The organism is Deltaproteobacteria bacterium, from assembly GCA_016874755.1.
Classification (GTDB): Bacteria; Desulfobacterota; Binatia; order UBA9968; family UBA9968; genus DP-20.
Genome location: VGTH01000002.1, coordinates 1 through 15,668, shown reverse-complemented (window position 1 = coordinate 15,668; position 15,668 = coordinate 1). Strand labels below are relative to the sequence as shown.

Annotated in this window: 13 protein-coding genes; all 13 read left to right on the top strand. The window is 58.5% G+C overall.

The genetic code is table 11. The features are described from left to right. The first annotated feature begins 2 nt into the window (after positions 1 to 2). The 13 genes from FJ145_01230 (at position 3) to FJ145_01170 (ending at position 15,392) form a co-directional block, all read left to right on the top strand. Complete coding sequence (locus tag FJ145_01230; protein MBM4260045.1) at positions 3 to 845, top strand: alpha/beta hydrolase; 843 nt, start codon at positions 3 to 5, stop codon at positions 843 to 845. A 125-nt stretch (positions 846 to 970) separates the two neighbouring features. Further along, positions 971 to 1,651 (top strand): class II aldolase/adducin family protein, encoded by a 681-nt coding sequence (locus FJ145_01225; GenBank protein ID MBM4260044.1) that lies wholly within the window; start codon positions 971 to 973, stop codon positions 1,649 to 1,651. A gap of 21 nt (positions 1,652 to 1,672) precedes the next feature. After that, the gene (locus FJ145_01220; GenBank protein ID MBM4260043.1) at positions 1,673 to 3,109 is read left to right on the top strand and encodes an MmgE/PrpD family protein; all 1,437 of its coding nucleotides are present in this window, start codon (positions 1,673 to 1,675) and stop codon (positions 3,107 to 3,109) included. A gap of 109 nt (positions 3,110 to 3,218) precedes the next feature. Beyond that, positions 3,219 to 4,343, top strand: coding sequence for a mandelate racemase/muconate lactonizing enzyme family protein (locus FJ145_01215; GenBank protein ID MBM4260042.1), 1,125 nt, complete (start codon positions 3,219 to 3,221; stop codon positions 4,341 to 4,343). 132 nt (positions 4,344 to 4,475) lie between these two features. After that, positions 4,476 to 5,696 (top strand): branched-chain amino acid ABC transporter, encoded by a 1,221-nt coding sequence (locus tag FJ145_01210; GenBank protein ID MBM4260041.1) that lies wholly within the window; start codon positions 4,476 to 4,478, stop codon positions 5,694 to 5,696. 123 nt (positions 5,697 to 5,819) lie between these two features. Then, positions 5,820 to 6,692, top strand: a complete 873-nt coding sequence (locus FJ145_01205; GenBank protein MBM4260040.1) for a branched-chain amino acid ABC transporter permease — start codon at positions 5,820 to 5,822, stop codon at positions 6,690 to 6,692. After that, entirely contained in the window at positions 6,686 to 7,702 is a 1,017-nt protein-coding gene (locus tag FJ145_01200) for a branched-chain amino acid ABC transporter permease (protein ID MBM4260039.1), read from the top strand. The genes FJ145_01205 and FJ145_01200 overlap by 7 nt, the downstream gene beginning before the upstream one ends. After that, entirely contained in the window at positions 7,699 to 8,427 is a 729-nt protein-coding gene (locus FJ145_01195) for an ABC transporter ATP-binding protein (GenBank protein ID MBM4260038.1), read from the top strand. Before FJ145_01200 ends, FJ145_01195 begins: the two co-directional genes overlap by 4 nt. 5 nt (positions 8,428 to 8,432) lie before the next feature. Further along, positions 8,433 to 9,137 carry an ABC transporter ATP-binding protein gene (locus FJ145_01190; GenBank protein MBM4260037.1) on the top strand — a complete coding sequence of 235 codons (705 nt, stop codon included), beginning with the start codon at positions 8,433 to 8,435 and terminating at the stop codon, positions 9,135 to 9,137. A gap of 311 nt (positions 9,138 to 9,448) precedes the next feature. Next, positions 9,449 to 11,215: a thiamine pyrophosphate-binding protein gene (locus FJ145_01185; GenBank protein ID MBM4260036.1), complete on the top strand. Its 1,767-nt coding sequence runs from the start codon at positions 9,449 to 9,451 to the stop codon at positions 11,213 to 11,215. A gap of 125 nt (positions 11,216 to 11,340) precedes the next feature. Next, positions 11,341 to 13,110: a thiamine pyrophosphate-binding protein gene (locus FJ145_01180; protein ID MBM4260035.1), complete on the top strand. Its 1,770-nt coding sequence runs from the start codon at positions 11,341 to 11,343 to the stop codon at positions 13,108 to 13,110. Between the two features lie 113 nt (positions 13,111 to 13,223). Next, complete coding sequence (locus FJ145_01175; GenBank protein MBM4260034.1) at positions 13,224 to 14,351, top strand: hypothetical protein; 1,128 nt, start codon at positions 13,224 to 13,226, stop codon at positions 14,349 to 14,351. A gap of 27 nt (positions 14,352 to 14,378) precedes the next feature. Next, positions 14,379 to 15,392, top strand: a complete 1,014-nt coding sequence (locus FJ145_01170; GenBank protein MBM4260033.1) for a hypothetical protein — start codon at positions 14,379 to 14,381, stop codon at positions 15,390 to 15,392. Positions 15,393 to 15,668: the final 276 nt, after the last annotated feature.

Here is a 15,668-nt window from a genome sequence, read left to right as displayed (position 1 = left end):
CAATGCCCATTGCTAAAGTTCGCGGCGTCAACATGAACTACAAAATAGTCGGCACCAGCGGTCCCTGGGTCGCCTTGTCCCCCGGCGGCAGGCGCGATATCAGCGGCATCGAATACCAAGCGCAGAAAATGGCCGACCAGGGTTATCGAGTCGTGATCTTCGACCGGCGTAACACCGGGGCGTCGGAAGTGCGCATCGATGGCACCGAGTCGGAATATGAAATCTGGGCCGACGACGTCCACGAGTTGATGAAGCAGCAGGGCGCCTTGCCGGCGATCGTTGGCGGCAGCTCCTCGGGCTGCCGCACGGCGCTGTTGTTCGCGTTGCGCCATCCGGAATCGGTGCGCGCGCTCTTGCTCTGGCGCGTCACCGGCGGCCGCTTCGCCTGTGAGCGGCTTGCCGAGGAATATTACGGTCAATTCATCGCAGCAGCGCAAAAAGGCGGCATGGCCGCGGTATGCGAGATGGAGCACTGGAAAGAGCGCATCGCCGCGCGGCCGCAGAATCGCGATGTACTTATGAAAATGGAGCCAGCGCGCTTCATTCAAGTGATGTCGCACTGGAAAGATTATTTTCTCAAAGGCATCGATCTGCCGGTGATCGGCGCCACCGAAGCGGAGCTTAAGTCCATCAAAGTGCCGGCGTGCATTATTCCGGGAAACGATCTCACCCACGGCCGTCTGACCGGTGAAACGCTCGGTAAATTGATCCCGAAAAGCGAAGTACACATCCTATTTCCCAAACACTACGACGAGCCGCTCAGCCCGCGCGAAGAGTGGGACGCCAAAGCCAGCGACATGGCCAAGCTGTGGGACGACTTTCTGAAACGCTCGAACGTTGTGTAAAGAATCGGAATGCCTCGCGCAAAGGCGCAAAGGACGCAAAGGGAGAGTCGGGTAAATGTAGGGGTGCGATTCATCGCGCCCGCTTCGCGCTTTTTGCGGTTAAATAATCTTCCCCGGAGGAATAGATGATCGAGCCCCTGGACGCACTCAAAGACAAAGTAGTAATGGTCGCGAAGGTATTGCAGCACCAAGGCCTGATCGACGGCTACGGCCACATCACGGCGCGGTTGCCAGACAATAAAATCCTCAGCACACCGCACATGCCGCCGGGTAAAGTGGCGGTGCGCGATTTGATCATTCTCGATGCCGACGGCAACAAACTCGACGGCTTCGGCGTGCCCAATGGCGAAACCGCCATGCATACATCGATCTACAAAGCGCGGGCCGACGTCCAGTGCATTTTGCACTACCATGCTGACGAGTTGGTCGCTGTCGCCGCTACCGGCCAACAGATTAAAGTCATCGGCAACTGCGGTGTGGCGTTTTACCGCGGCACGCCGATCTACGATTCGCCGGTGTTGATCCGCAACGCCGGGCTCGGCGACAAAGTGGCGCAGACCCTGGGCAACAAAGTCGCTGTGCTGCTGCGCGGCCACGGTGGCACAGTGGTAGCGACGAGCTTGGATCAGCTCCTGCGCCACGGCATCGATCTGGTGCGCAGCGCCAGGCTGCAAATCATCGCCGCGCCGCTGGGCCAAGTGAAAACCCACTCATTACAGGAGTGCGAAGAAATGGCGCGCAACGAACGGCGCGCCGACGTGCACCGGCGGTTTTTGGATTATTATATTTCCGAAGTTGTCGACTGATTATGCAGAAAGAATTTCGCAATGGCAGATAACAATCCTTTTGCCGCCATCCCTGCGGGTCTCAAGACCACGGCTGCGGCCGCAGCCTTCGTCGAGAGTGTAACATTCGATGCAATTCCAGCCGAAGCGGTGCGCATTGGCACACGCTGTTTGCTCGACGGACTGGGTCTGTTCGTTGCCGGCTCCGAAGAACATACGGTGCAGATTCTCGTCGAAGAGGCCGAACAGATCGGCGGCCGACCCGATGCGCTGCTTTTGAGCCGCGGCAAAACTAAAGTGCCGGCGCCGATGGCGGCGCGGGTACTGGGCACGGCGGGTCACGCGCATGATTGGGACGATAGCCAAGTGAGCATCGATCCGGCCCACGTGTACGGGTTGCTCACCCACCCGACGATTCCGCCGCTGAGCAGCACGCTGGTCATGGCGCAGAAGCTCGGCAACATCGATGGCAAGACGTTTATGCTCGCGTTTCTCACCGGCTTCGAAGTCGAGTGCAAGATTTCTGAGTGGATGCTGCCGCAGCATTACTTGCGTGGTTTTCACTCCAGTGGCACGGTTGGCACCTTCGGCGCGTTTGCCGCCGCAGCGAAACTCTTGGGTTTGAAAGGGGATCAGCTTCGAAGCGGCTTCGGCATCGCCGCCAGCTTTGCCGCCGGCATCCGCTGCAATTTTGGCACGATGACCAAACCGCTGCACGTCGGCCGCGCCGCCGAGAACGGCGTCACCGCCGCGCTGCTCGCCGCCCGCGGATTTACCGCCGATCCCGACGCGCTCGACGGCCCCTGGGGCTATTTCGCCGTCGCCGGTGGCGGAGTGAGTCCGGAAAAAGTTTCGCAGAGCTTCGGCAAAACCTGGACGATTGTGGAGCCGGGCGTGTCGATCAAGCCCTATCCCTGCGGCGTCCTGACGCATCCGACCATCGATTTGATGTTGAATCTGGTCAGCGAGAACGACATCAAACCAGAAGAAATCGATTCCGTGAAAGTCTATGCTGGTTCCAATATCCTGAACCCCATCCGATACCCAATCGCGGCGAATCACCTGCAAGCGAAGTTTTCTCTACCGGCGGCGCTGGCAATGATCGCGCTCGCGCGCAAAGCCGGCAAGAAAGAATTTTCCGACGAGTTCGTCGGCTCCGCCGCGATGCAAGCCATGCAAAAGAAGATCACCACTGAGCTCGATCCCGAGATCGAAAAGATGGGCTTCGACAAAATGCGTTCGCGTATTGCGATTCAGTTGAAAAGCGGCAAGCAAGTCGCAGGCTGGGCCGACGAGCGTTATCGAGGCGGCCCGGAGAATCCGATCAGCGATGGAGATTTGGAAGGAAAAGTAAGCTCGTGTTGTGAAGGAGTGATGGATGAGAGCCGGCAGGGAAAGCTAGTCGAAGCCGGCTGGGGAGTTGCCAAAGTAGCTAACGCGAGTCGGCTCATGATGTTGCTCAACTGTGTCGAAGAGTAGCCGAGTTTCCGTTGCCTCCGAGTTGCCTCGTGCTCTGGAAAAGGGCTAGGGTGAGGGCCGTCGAAGCGATGCACTTGGGATAGATGCTCTTGTCGAGAAGGGAACACAAATGAAAATCGCCGACATCGAAATCATCGAACTGCAAAACATCCCGGTCACGCCACCGCTGTTCAAGCAGCCGCTGCGCACCGCTGTGCGGCTGCTCCAACTCAAGACCGATACCGGACTCGTCGGCCTCTCGCAGATCGGCGGTTTTCTGCACGCCGCCACCGTCGCGGCGATCAAGCAGGAGCTTTTGCCGTTCTTGAAAGACAAAGATCCGTTGGAAAACGAGCGGCTGATGCATCAGATGCTTTGGAAGTTCAACACCCGCGCCCATGGCGGCGTTTGGAACTATGCGGTCAGCGCCATCGACGTGGCGCTGTGGGATATCAAAGGCAAGCATTACAACACACCGGTGTGGCGGCTGCTTGGCGGCGCGCAAAAGATGATTCCCGCGTACATCACGTTCGGCTTGCGTGCTTATGATCGCGATCAGTTGGCAGCCGCGGCGAAGCATTGGGTTGCCAGCGGCCAGAGCCGGCTCAAAGTTCAAGTCGGCCGCGTTAACATCCGCGGCGAAAGCGACCCTGGCGGCGCCAGTGCCGAGCATCGATCGGACAATCCGGCGGAAGATGTCTCGCGCATGAAAGCCGTGCGCGACGCCGTCGGCAGCGACGTCGAGTTAATGGCTGATAGCAATTGTCTGATGAAGTTCGACACCGCGGTGCGTTGGTGCAAAGCATTCGAACCGTTGAATCTCACCTGGTTCGAAGAGCCGATCGTGCACAATGATCCGCATCTTTTGGCGCAATTACGCAAGCAGACCAGCATTCCGATCGCCGCCGGCCAGTGGGAGAATTTTTATAAGCTCGCCGACATGGTGCGGCAAGATTCAGTGGATTTTTTGAACATCCATGTGCTGTCTGTCGGCGGCTTCACGATGGGCATGAAGGCTGCGGGCCTGGCGCAAGCCTTTAATTTGCCCATCGGCAACGGCGATCATTTTGATTTTCATTTGCACGCCGCCGTGCCCAATGGTTGGCGCGCCGAGATCCACGTCAACAATTGGTTGACGGTCAACGCCGTTTACAAAGAGCTGCCCAAGCTGGCCGACGGCTGGGTGACCATGAACGAGAAGCCGGGACTCGGCGTCGAGTTGAATGACGATGCTGTCAAGGAATTCAGAATCTAAAAGGCAGTAGGCAAGAGGCAACAGGGTGCGCACGGCGCACCCTACGAAGACAACCAATTCACACACGTAAACCATCCGTAGATATCGTTAGATTGACAGCAAACTTCTGCGTCAGTACTGTTTCGGTTGACTATGAATCGCCGACAATTTAACAAACTGCTTCTCGCCGCGGGTGCTGCGACTTTGGCGCCGTTCAATATCGTCCAGGCGCAATCGAACAAACTAAGAATTGGCGTGTTGTTGCCCAAATCCGGCTTGCAGGGCCTAATCGGCCAGTCCTGCCAAAAAGGCGCCGATCTCGCGCCGGGCGTGATCAAAGAATTACTCGGTGTCGACGTCGAATTGATGAATGCCGATACCGAGACCAACGTCGACACGGCGCGCACGAGAGCGGAGAAGCTAATTCAAGACGGCGCGCATTGCCTCGTCGGTCCGTTCGACTCCGGCGCCGCCGCTGCCATCGCGCAGGTCGCGGAGCAGCGCGGCGTGCCGTTCGTGATCAATATCGCCGCAGCGCCGCAGATCACCGAGCAGGGCTACAAGTTTGTTTTCAGGAATTTTCCGATCGCCACCGAGCTGGTGCAGAATGGCCTCGCGCTGAGCGAGGACCTCTTCAAAGCCTCTGGCACGACGCCGCGCACCGCCGTGTTCATGCACGTCAACGACACCTTCGGACAAGCCAATGCGAAAGCGATCGGTGCGATCGCGCCAAAGCTCAATCTGCCGTTCAAAATCGTCGAAACCATCTCCTACGATCCTGCCGCCAACGACCTCGCCATCGAAGTAACCAAAGCCAAAGCAACCAAGGCCGATTTTCTACTGCTGGTCTGCCGCTTGAACGACGCGATCATTTTGCGGCGCGAGATCATCAAGCAGCGCTGGAACATCATGGGCATCATCAGTCCCGGCTCTCCTGGCATGTACGAGAATCAATTTTTTCAAACCCTCGGCAAATTGTCCGAGGGCTGCATCTCCAACGTACCGTGGTTCGATCCCAAAGCAGCACTGACGAAATCAGTGGACGTGGCGTTTCGCAAACAAAATCCCAAGGATCAGCTGCGCTTTCACGCGCTCAACGTCGGCTATACATTTGAGGCGATCTTGATTGCCGCCGATGCTTTTAAGCGAGCGAAATCCACCGATGCCCAACCGCTCACCGAAGCGATCCGCCAGACTGAAATAAAGAATCGGATGATGATCGGCGGGCCGATCAAGTTCAACGCCAAGGGGCAGGTCGAAGGGAATTTGTCGGCGTGCATACAGAATCAAGGGCAGAAGCCGGTGGTGGTGCTGCCATCCGCGTCCGCCGAAGCTAAACCAAACTTTCCGTGGGCAGACTACAAACGCGCGTAGGAATTGCCCTCACCCTCCGCCCTCTCCCGCGATGCGCGGGCGAGGGAACTCGGACCCTCCGACTCCCTCGCCCATTCCGATGGGAGAAGGTTGGGGTGAGGGCGTTTTGCCGGTGTGGCAATAATGCTCGATCCGATCAACTTTACTAACGTTATCATTTCCGGAGTCCTCACCGGCCTCGTCTACGGGCTCATGGCCCTCGGCCTGTCCGTCATCTTCGGCGTCGCCCGCGTCGTCAACTTCGCCCACGGCGAAATGATGACCATCGCGATGTACGCGGCGGTTATGTTATTTGCGGGACTTAAGCTTGATCCGTTTATCACCGTCATTCCCATTGCCGCGGCTTTCTGTGTGCTCGGCTACTTTTTGCAATGTGCGGTGATCCAACCGTTCATCACTCGGCCGGAGCACTCGCAATTCATTTTGCTGCTCGCCATCGCGGTGATCATGACGAACTTGCTCTTGATCCTCTTTGGGCCCGACGCGCGCAGCGTGCAGCTTGACGCGCTGCTCCAGTCGATCGAGATCGGGCCGCTTTTGATCGATCGCGGCAAGCTTTATGCGGCCATGGTAGCTGCCGCGACGGCTGCGGCGCTGTTTGGCTTTTTTCGTTTTACGTTTACCGGCACGGCGATTCGCGCCTGCGCGGACAATTGGCTCGGCGCGCGAGTTGTCGGCCTCGACGTAAAAAAACTTTATGCTCTCGCTTTTGGACTTGGCTCCGCCTGTGTGGCGGTGGCGGGCTGCATGATGACGCTGCTGGTCGATCTGACGCCTAACCTCGGACCTGCCTATACGCTGCTCGCTTTTGTCATCGTGATCGTCGGCGGCCTGGGCTCTATGACCGGTGCGTTGCTCGGCGGTGTGCTCATCGGTGTCAGCGAAGCTCTAGCGGGCCTTTTCATCGTGCCGTCGGCGAAATCGATGTTCAGCTTCGCTCTCTTGATCGTCGTGCTGCTGTTTCGCCCGCAAGGTTTGCTTGGCCACAGATCGTGAACGCGCGCGCGACGGGCGCGCTGATCGCCCTCTTTGCCGGTCTGCTTTTGCTTCCTGCCTTTGCTAGCAGCTACGTTCTGTCGCTGGCGACGCTGATTCTGCTCTTCGCCTACACCGGACAAGCATGGAATATCTTGATGGGCTTTGCCGGTCAGCTCTCTCTCGGCCATGCGCTCTACCTCGGCGTCGGCGGCTACGCCGCGGCAGCGCTGTATTTTCACTACGGCATCGGTCCGTGGCTCGGTTTATGGCTGGCGATTTTTCTGTGCGCGCTGATCGCTGCGTTCATCGGTTTTCTTGCTTTTCGTTATCGCATCTCCGGTGTCTACTTTGCGCTACTCACGATCGCTTTCGCCGAATTCACTCGCATCGGCTTTGATCACTTCTCTTGGGTCGGCGGCTCCGGTGGGCTGTTTTTGAAAGTTACCCAACGCGAAAGTCTTGATCTCCTCAACCTGCGCGGCCCGCCGGCAATGTTCTACTACGGCGCACTCATGTTAGCTGGCGCGGCGTTGGTTTTGTGTTCGTGGCTGCTCAAAAGCCGCCCAGGCTTTTACTGGCAGGCGATCCGCGAGGACGAAGAAGCGGCGCGGGCGCTAGGAATCGACGTTTTCAAATGGAAGATGCTGGCGATGATATTGAGCGCGGCGCTGACGAGCGTTGCCGGGGTGTTTATCGCGCTTTACTACAACAATCTTTTCCCGGAGCAGATTTTTCACATCGGCCGCTCCATCGAGATCATCCTTGGGCCGATCATCGGCGGGCTCGGCACGCTCTTTGGGCCGGTGATCGGCGCGGCGCTGTTGACGCTGCTCGCGGAAATCGCCACTGAGCTGATGACCGCGTTGGGCTGGCAGTTCGCCGGATTGAAACAACTGGTTTACGGGGTGATTCTGCTCTTTGTGATTATTTTTCTGCCGCACGGTGTGTGGAGTCCGCTGGCCAGGAAGTTGGGGATTGATAATGTCTCGCGCAGAGACGCCGGGGCGCAGAGTTTGGATTCAAAATGACCTCATTGTTAGAAGTCAAACAGGTGAGCAAATCCTTTCGCGGACTGCGCGCGGTGGCGAACGTGTCTTTCGAAGTCGAAGAAAACGCCATCGCTGCGTTGATTGGTCCCAATGGCGCGGGCAAAACCACGCTGTTCAATCTCATCGCCGGCGCGCTCGCCGCCGATTCAGGTGAAATTTGTTTCGCGGATCGGCGCGTAGACGGACTGCGGCCCGAGCAGGTGTGCGCCGCCGGCGTTGGCCGCACTTTTCAGATCGTCAAACCGTTCGCCGGTTTGACCGTCCTGGATAACGTGATCATCGGCGCGCTGCTGCGCGCGCCGAACGTTGCCGAAGCACGGCGCCATGCCGATGCCGTGCTTCAACGGCTCGGCCTTGCGGCCAAGCGCGATGCGCCGGCGTCAGCGTTGACTCTGCCGGACCGCAAGCGGCTCGAAGTGGCACGCGCCCTGGCGACGCGGCCAAAACTGCTTTTGCTCGACGAAGTGATGGCTGGCCTGCGACCAACGGAGTGCGACGAGATGGTTGATTTCCTGCGCGACCTGAACCAGCGCGAAGGCATTACGATCCTTCTCATCGAGCACGTCATGCGCGCCGTGATGGCGCTGGCCCAGAAAGTGATCGTCTTGCACCACGGGGAAGCGATCGCCAGGGGTACGCCGGAGCAGGTCGTGCGTGATCGCGCTGTCATTGAAAGCTATCTTGGCGAGGGCGGCGTGTCGTGAGCGCGCTGCTGGAAATCCGCGATTTAGATCTGTACTACGGCGACGCGCAGGCGCTCGCAGGACTGTCGCTCGATGTTCTCAGAGGTGAGATCGTCGCCATCGTCGGCGCCAATGGCGCCGGCAAGACCTCGCTGATCCGCGCAATTTCCGGCATCGAGCGGAGCCACGCCGGGCGGATTATTTTCGATAACTCTGACATCACCGGGAGTGAGCCACACGAGATCTGCAATCTGGGCATCGGCCAAGTGGCCGAAGGGCGCCAGCTCTTTCCCTCGCTGACGACGCTGGAAAATTTGTCCATGGGCGCGCAGCTTCCCCGAGCCAGGACGAAAGCGAAGCAAACAATGGAAGAAGTCTTGGTCCTGTTTCCACGACTCGCCGAGCGCCGCAAGCAGCTCGCCGGCACGCTCTCCGGCGGCGAGCAGCAGATGCTTGCTATCGGCCGTTGCCTGATGGGCTGTCCGGAGCTGATCATGTTCGATGAACCGTCGCTCGGCCTGGCCCCGACAGTCGTGCAGGAGGTGTTGCGCACCATCGCTGCGCTCAATCAAAGGGGGATGACGATCTTGCTGGTAGAGCAAAACGTTGCGGCGTCATTGAAAATCTCCCAGCGCGGGTACGTGTTGGAAAATGGCAGAATCGTGTTGTCGGGCTCCGGTAATGAGCTGCTCGACAATCAGCAAGTGCGTCGGGCTTATCTGGGGTTGTAAGCGTGGAAAGTGTCATCCTGAGCGCAAGCGAAGGATCTGCTGTTTCGCGCATTTGCATGGAGCAGATTCTTCGCCTTTGGCTCAGAATGACAGAGTGTAGGTCGGGTTAGCAACGCGTAACCCGACTCCGATGAACGGTTATGGAGGGGACGTTGGGTTACGCTGCGCTAACCCAACCTACGGGAACTTGGAGGGTTTCTACCGGCTGGGTACCCTTGAACCGCCACCCGTTCCCAGATAACTAAAGAGGCTCGGAGAAAATCTCGTCGGGGCGATTCATGAATCGCCCCGACATTGGCGAGGGTACTAATATGGCCGACGACATCAAAAAATCCAAAGACCGCTGGCAATCCGACATTATCGTCGACCTGATCAAGCAGTACGACTTCCCTTACATCGCGCTCAATCCCGGCGCGAGCTACCGCGGCTTGCACGACTCGTTGGTGAACTACGGCGAGAACAAGCCGGAGATGTTGCTCTGCCAACATGAAAAAATTGCGGTGCAAATCGCCCACGGCTATGCCAAAGCCAGCGGCAAGCCGATGATCGCGATTGTGCATAACGTCGTCGGCCTGCTGCACGCGCCGATGGGAATTTATTATTCCTATATCGACCGCTCGCCGGTGTTTATCATCGGCGCCACTGGGCCGATGGACGAAAAATATCGCCGGCCGTTTATCGACTGGATTCACACGGCCTTCGCCCAGGGCGACGCGGTGCGCCAATTCACAAAATGGGACTACCAGCCCGGCAGTATTCACGGCGTGCCGGACTCTTTCGCGCGCGCCTATTCGATCATGATGAGCGAGCCGCAGGGGCCGGTCTATATGGTCTACGACTCCGCCATGCAGGAGGCGCCGCTCAAAGAAAAAGTCGACGTGCCAAACTACAAAGTGAAAGTGCCGTCGCGCGTGGCGCCCGAGCCGGCGGCCATTGAGCAGGCGGCCGATATGCTCGTCGCGGCTAACAATCCTCTATTGCTAACGGAATACGCCGCACGCATGCCCTATGGCTTTACCTCGACCGTCGAGCTGGCTGAAACCGTCGGCGCTTCGGCGTTCGACATTAACAAGCGGCTGGGCTTCCCCAACAAACATCCGCTGAGCGTGAGCTTCCACGGTGACGCTTTCAATGGCGTCGATGTGATTGCCGCACTGGACGTCGTCGACTGGACGCGCGGCTCGCATAAGTTGAATACGCAGACGCGCGAGATCACCGTTGTTACTGCGCTGGATTGCAAGTGGATCGATATCGGCCTGGCCGACATCGAGATCAGCAAGTGGGCCACCGACTACAATAAGCATCACAATTGGGATCATCGCGTGTTGGGCGATAGCACGCTGACGATCCCCGCGCTGAGCGCGGCGGTGAAAAAACGCGTCGACGGCAACAAGGCTTTGCAGTCGAAAATAGCCGATCGCAAGAAAGCCATCGGTGAAAAGCATGACCGTCAGTGGCAAAAGTGGCAGGACCAGGTCAAAGAGCAGTGGAACGAAAAGCCGATGACCGAGGCGCGCTTGGCGTACGAAATCTGGCAGGTGATCAAAGACGAAGATTGGGTGCTGACGGCGAACACGCTGAAAGAATGGGTGCACAAGGTTTGGGACTTCGACAAACCCTATCGTCATTTGGGGCGCGAGCTTGGCACCGGCACGCAGATCGGCATGTCGATTGGCGCGGCGCTGGCCTACAAAGGCACGGGCAAAATCGTCGTCGACCTGCAGCCGGACGGCGATTTAATGTTCGACCTGGGCGCGCTCTGGACGCCGATCAAATACAACATTCCGATGCTGATCATCATGTACAACAACCGCGCCTACTACAACGACTGGGCGCACCAGATCCACATGGCACACCAGCGCGGCACCGATCCGCAGCGGGCATATATTGGCATGGACCTGGAAGCACCGCCGCCCGACTTTGCGCATATCGCGAAGGGCTTCGGCTGGTACACCGAAGGCGCGATCGAAGACCCGAACGAAGTCGGCCCGGCAGTGAAACGTGCTATCGCGCGGGTGAAAGCCGGCAAGCCGGCGCTGGTCGACGCGATCGTCTGGCGCCGCGGCGAAAACGCGTAGGAATGATCGTTAATCGTGGATCGTGATTCGTAGTTGGTGATAGCGAACAAGCACGAGCCACGAAACACGATCAACGAGTCTCGATTCACGATCAACGAGCAACGATTTCTAAGAAGGAGATCTGGATGGAAGAGACAGTCAAAAAATCCGACAAGAAGTATCAGTCCGACGTGATCGTCGACATGATCAAAAAGTATGACTTTGAGTATATCGCGCTCAACCCCGGCGCCAGTTACCGGGGCTTGCACGACTCGCTGGTAAACTACGGCGAGAACAAGCCGCCGATGCTGACCTGCCAGCATGAGAAGATCGCCGTGCAGATCGCCCATGGCTACGCCCGCGCCAAGGGCAAACCGATGATCGCCATCGTGCACAATTTAGTCGGCCTGCTGCACGCGCCCATGGGCATTTACTATTCGTACCTCGACCGCGCGCCGGTCTTTATCATCGGCGCCACCGGTCCGCTCGCCGAACCGAAGCGCCGCCCGTTCATCGACTGGATTCACACCGCCAACGTGCAGGGCGAAGCGATCCGCAACTTTGTCAAATGGGATTACCAGCCGTCCACCGTCGACGGTGTGCCCGGCGCCTTTGCGCGGGCCTATTCGATCATGATGAGCGCGCGTCAGGGGCCGATCTACATGTGCTACGACGCCGGTCTGCAGGAAGCTGTACTCGATCACGAGGTCGAGATGCCAATGCCCGGTGCCATCGACGTGCCGACGCCGCCGGCGGCCGATCCGGTCGCGCTCGCCAAGGCGGCTGACACGCTCGCCGCCGCCAATCGCGTCGCCATCATCGCCGATTTCGCGGCCCGGCCACCCCATGGCTGGCAGCATATTATCGACATCGCCGAGACCCTCGGCGCTTCAGTGTGGGATGTCGGCTCGCGCTTGAATTTCCCCACCGATCATCGGCTCAATCTCACCATGGACCCCGAGGGTTGCTACGAAGGCGTCGACGCCGTGCTGACGCTCGACATCGCCGACTTTGAGAAGCCGACCCATGTGCGCGACATCGCCACACGCACCGTCGTCAACAAAGTGCCGGCCACTGCGACGTGGATCGACATCGGCTTCACCGATATTGAGACCAGCAAATGGTCCATGGACTACGCGCGGCCCTATTATGCTCAGCAGCGCATGATCGCCGATCCGGTCACCGCTGTGCCCGAGCTGACTAGGTTAGTCAGAGAACGCCTCGCCAAAATCCCCGGCTCCAAAGAAAAGATCGCCAAGCGCGCCGAGGCGATCGGCAAGCGTCATGCGGAAAACCGAGCCAAGTGGGCAAAGCAGGCGCAGGAGCACTGGGATCAAAAACCGATGACCGTGCCGCGCCTCGCTTCCGAAGTGTGGCAGGCGATCAAGGGCGAAGACTGGGTGCTCACCGCCGGCGATCTCGGCACCTGGGGCAAAAAACTGTGGAACTTCGACCGGCCCTACTGCCACGGCGGCCGCGAGCTCGGCACCGGCACGCAGATCGGTCTGTCGCTCGGCGTCGCGCTGGCGAACAAAGGCACCGGGCGTTTGGTGGTAGACCTACAACCCGACGGCGACTTGATGTTCGACGCCGGCGCACTCTGGATCGCCGCGAAGTATCAAATCCCGATGCTGGTCGTCATGTTCAACAACCGCGCTTACTACAACGACTGGAACCACCAGTTAGTCTTGGCGCGCACCCGCGGCACCGACCCCAACCGCGCCCACATCGGCATGGATCTTTACGGGCCAGATCCCGACTTCGCCGGGTTGGCGAGATCGATGGGCTGGTACGCCGAAGGACCCATCGAAAGCGGCGACGATATGCAAGCCGCTCTGAAACGCGCCATCGAGCAAGTGAAAAAAGGCAAACCAGCGCTGATCGATTCGATCTGCGACCGACGTAATCACGGGTAAGGCCGCTGAGCGTCCGCGCTCCCGCGGGAGCGCGGACGCGTCCCCTCCGCAACAAACCTCGGAATGTCTCGCGCAGAGAACGCAAAGGGCGCAAAAAAAAGAAAAATAGTCCAATGACACCCCCATGGCGCCATCTAATCTTGGTATCGCTTTTGGCCCTGGTCCACGCCACCCACCTTTGGGCCGCGGAGGTCCGCCCGGTCACGGCCCAAGAGTGGGACGCGCTGGTCAAACGCGCCGAAGAGGAAGGCGAAGTCTCCGTCTACGCCACCGATTCCATCGGCCACGCGCAAATTATCTGGGGCGCGTTCCAGAAGCGCTATCCCAAGATAAAGCTGGTCGGTACTTCCGTCGGCCGCGGCAGCGATCTGTTTCCGAAATTATTCACCGAGCGGCGCGCCGGAAAATTTCTCGCCGACGTCTTTCTTGCCGGGCCGACCGCGGTGCACTTGAACCTCTACCCTGCCAAAGTGCTCGATCCCATGCCGCCGGCGTTGGTGCATCCCAACGTCACCGATCTTTCCAAGTGGTGGCAGGGCAAGCACCACTACGTCGACCCCGAGGGGCAATACAATTTTATGTACGAAAGCGCTCTCTACGGCCCGCCGTTGTCGTTCAACACCTCCATCGTCAATGAGAAAGAAATCAAGTCCGCCTGGGACTTGGTGCAACCGCAATGGAAAGGCAAATATGCAGTCTTGCAGATGAACGCCAACCAGGGCTCGACAGCGTTGGCGTATGTTTTTCATCACCCGCAGTTAGGCCCGAAATTTATCGAGAAGATCTACAAAGACATGGAGCCGACGTTCTTCCGCGACCTGCGCCAGGGCACTGACTGGCTGTCGCAAGGCAAATTTCCCATCTGTTTTCTCTGTCGGCGCATCGACCGCGCGCAGATGCAAGGACTGCCCGTGAAGGAACTCAATCCCTACGCGATCACCGAAGCGCCGGGCATCGGCTCCGGCTCAGGTTCCATCGTGCTGATGAATCGCCATCCTCACCCCAGCGCCGCCAGAGTATTTATCAATTGGTTCCTGTCACAGGAGGGGCAGATCGCGTTTCGCCTCGCCAATACCGACGAGCTGCGGGTCGGCTCGCTGCGCGAAGATCTGCCGCTGGAAGTGCTGCCGTCTTTGGCGCACCGGCGCAAAGACAAGGAGTATCTTTTTATCAACCGCCCCGAGTGGATGGATTTCAAACCGATCCAAGCCTTGTTGGATCAACTGAGGAAAGGTAAATAGCGCCGTGTCGCAAAGCGGTTGGAAATCATGAGATCTCGATTGGCAAGGCTGGTTCTCTGCTGGTTTTCTGCGATGGTACTGAGCGGCACAAGCTGGGTGGCATCAGCGCCGGTGCGCGTGAACATCGGCACGGCGTCGGTTAGCAGCAGTGCGCTAAGTCTTTGGCTGGCGCAGGAGCAAGGCATCTTTGCAAAGCATGGAATTGAAGCGCAAGTGATCTTGGTCCGCGGCGGACCGACACTGGTCGCCAGTATCATGGCGCGGGAAATCCAGCTGGCCTTTACCTCCGGCGTGTCGGTGCTGGGTGCGGCTGCACAAGGCATCGACATCAAGATGCTCAGCTCCATCTCCAGCCGCGTCAGTTGGAAATTGATGACCAACTCCCATCTCAAGCAGGCGCAAGATCTGCGCGGCAAAAGGCTCGGCGTGCAGAGTATTGTCGGCAGCACTTGGATGTATTCGATGCTCGCTTTGGAGTCCCTCGGCCTGGAGCCCAAGCGAGACAATATTACTTTCATTCAAACCGGCGACCCGGTGACAACCGCCCATGCGCTCGAAGCCGGCCGCATCGACGGGGCTGCGCTTGAGCCGGCACTGAGCCGCCGATTGGCTGCCAAAGGATTTACCACCTTGACCGATCTCTCGCAGAGCAACGTGGCTTTTCCCGGCTTGGGTTTGGGCGTCGCGAAAAACTATCTCGACCAACAAGGCGCGATGATCGAAAAGGTCATCGCCGCGCTGGCGGAAAGTTTGGTCTTTACCCAGCAACCGGCGAACAAGCCGGTGGTCTTGAAATCGATGATGAAGAATCTGCGCCTGGCCGATCGACAGGCCGCCGAAGAAGGGTATCTAGACCTGTTGTCGACGCTGAATCGCAAACCTTATCCATCGTTGGATGGTTTGCGCAACGCGCAAAGACTGATGGCGGTGCAAAACCCGAAAGTTGCGTCACTTAAAGTCGAGGATCTGGCCGAACCGCGTTTTGTAAAAAAGTTAGATGATAGCGGTTTTATCGACAAGCTCTACAGTGCGGCGCATTAGCCTAGTTTAGCAGGTTGTTGAAAATTCTTTGGAGCCCTTCGACTGAGCTCAGGGCGAACGGATCAGAGGTTGAAATCGTCGGGACAAATCCGTTCGTGCTGAGCTTGTCGAAGCATTCCTAGCCCGGATTATTCATCGCTGGGGCGCGATCGAAGTGAAACTCTTCCGGAGCGAAGGCAACAGATATCCGCTTCGACGCCGCCTCGTAGGGGCGACCGGCGGTCGCCCTGCTCTGCGAATCGCAGTGGAAAGGTCGAAGAAATGCCCAGCATCGGC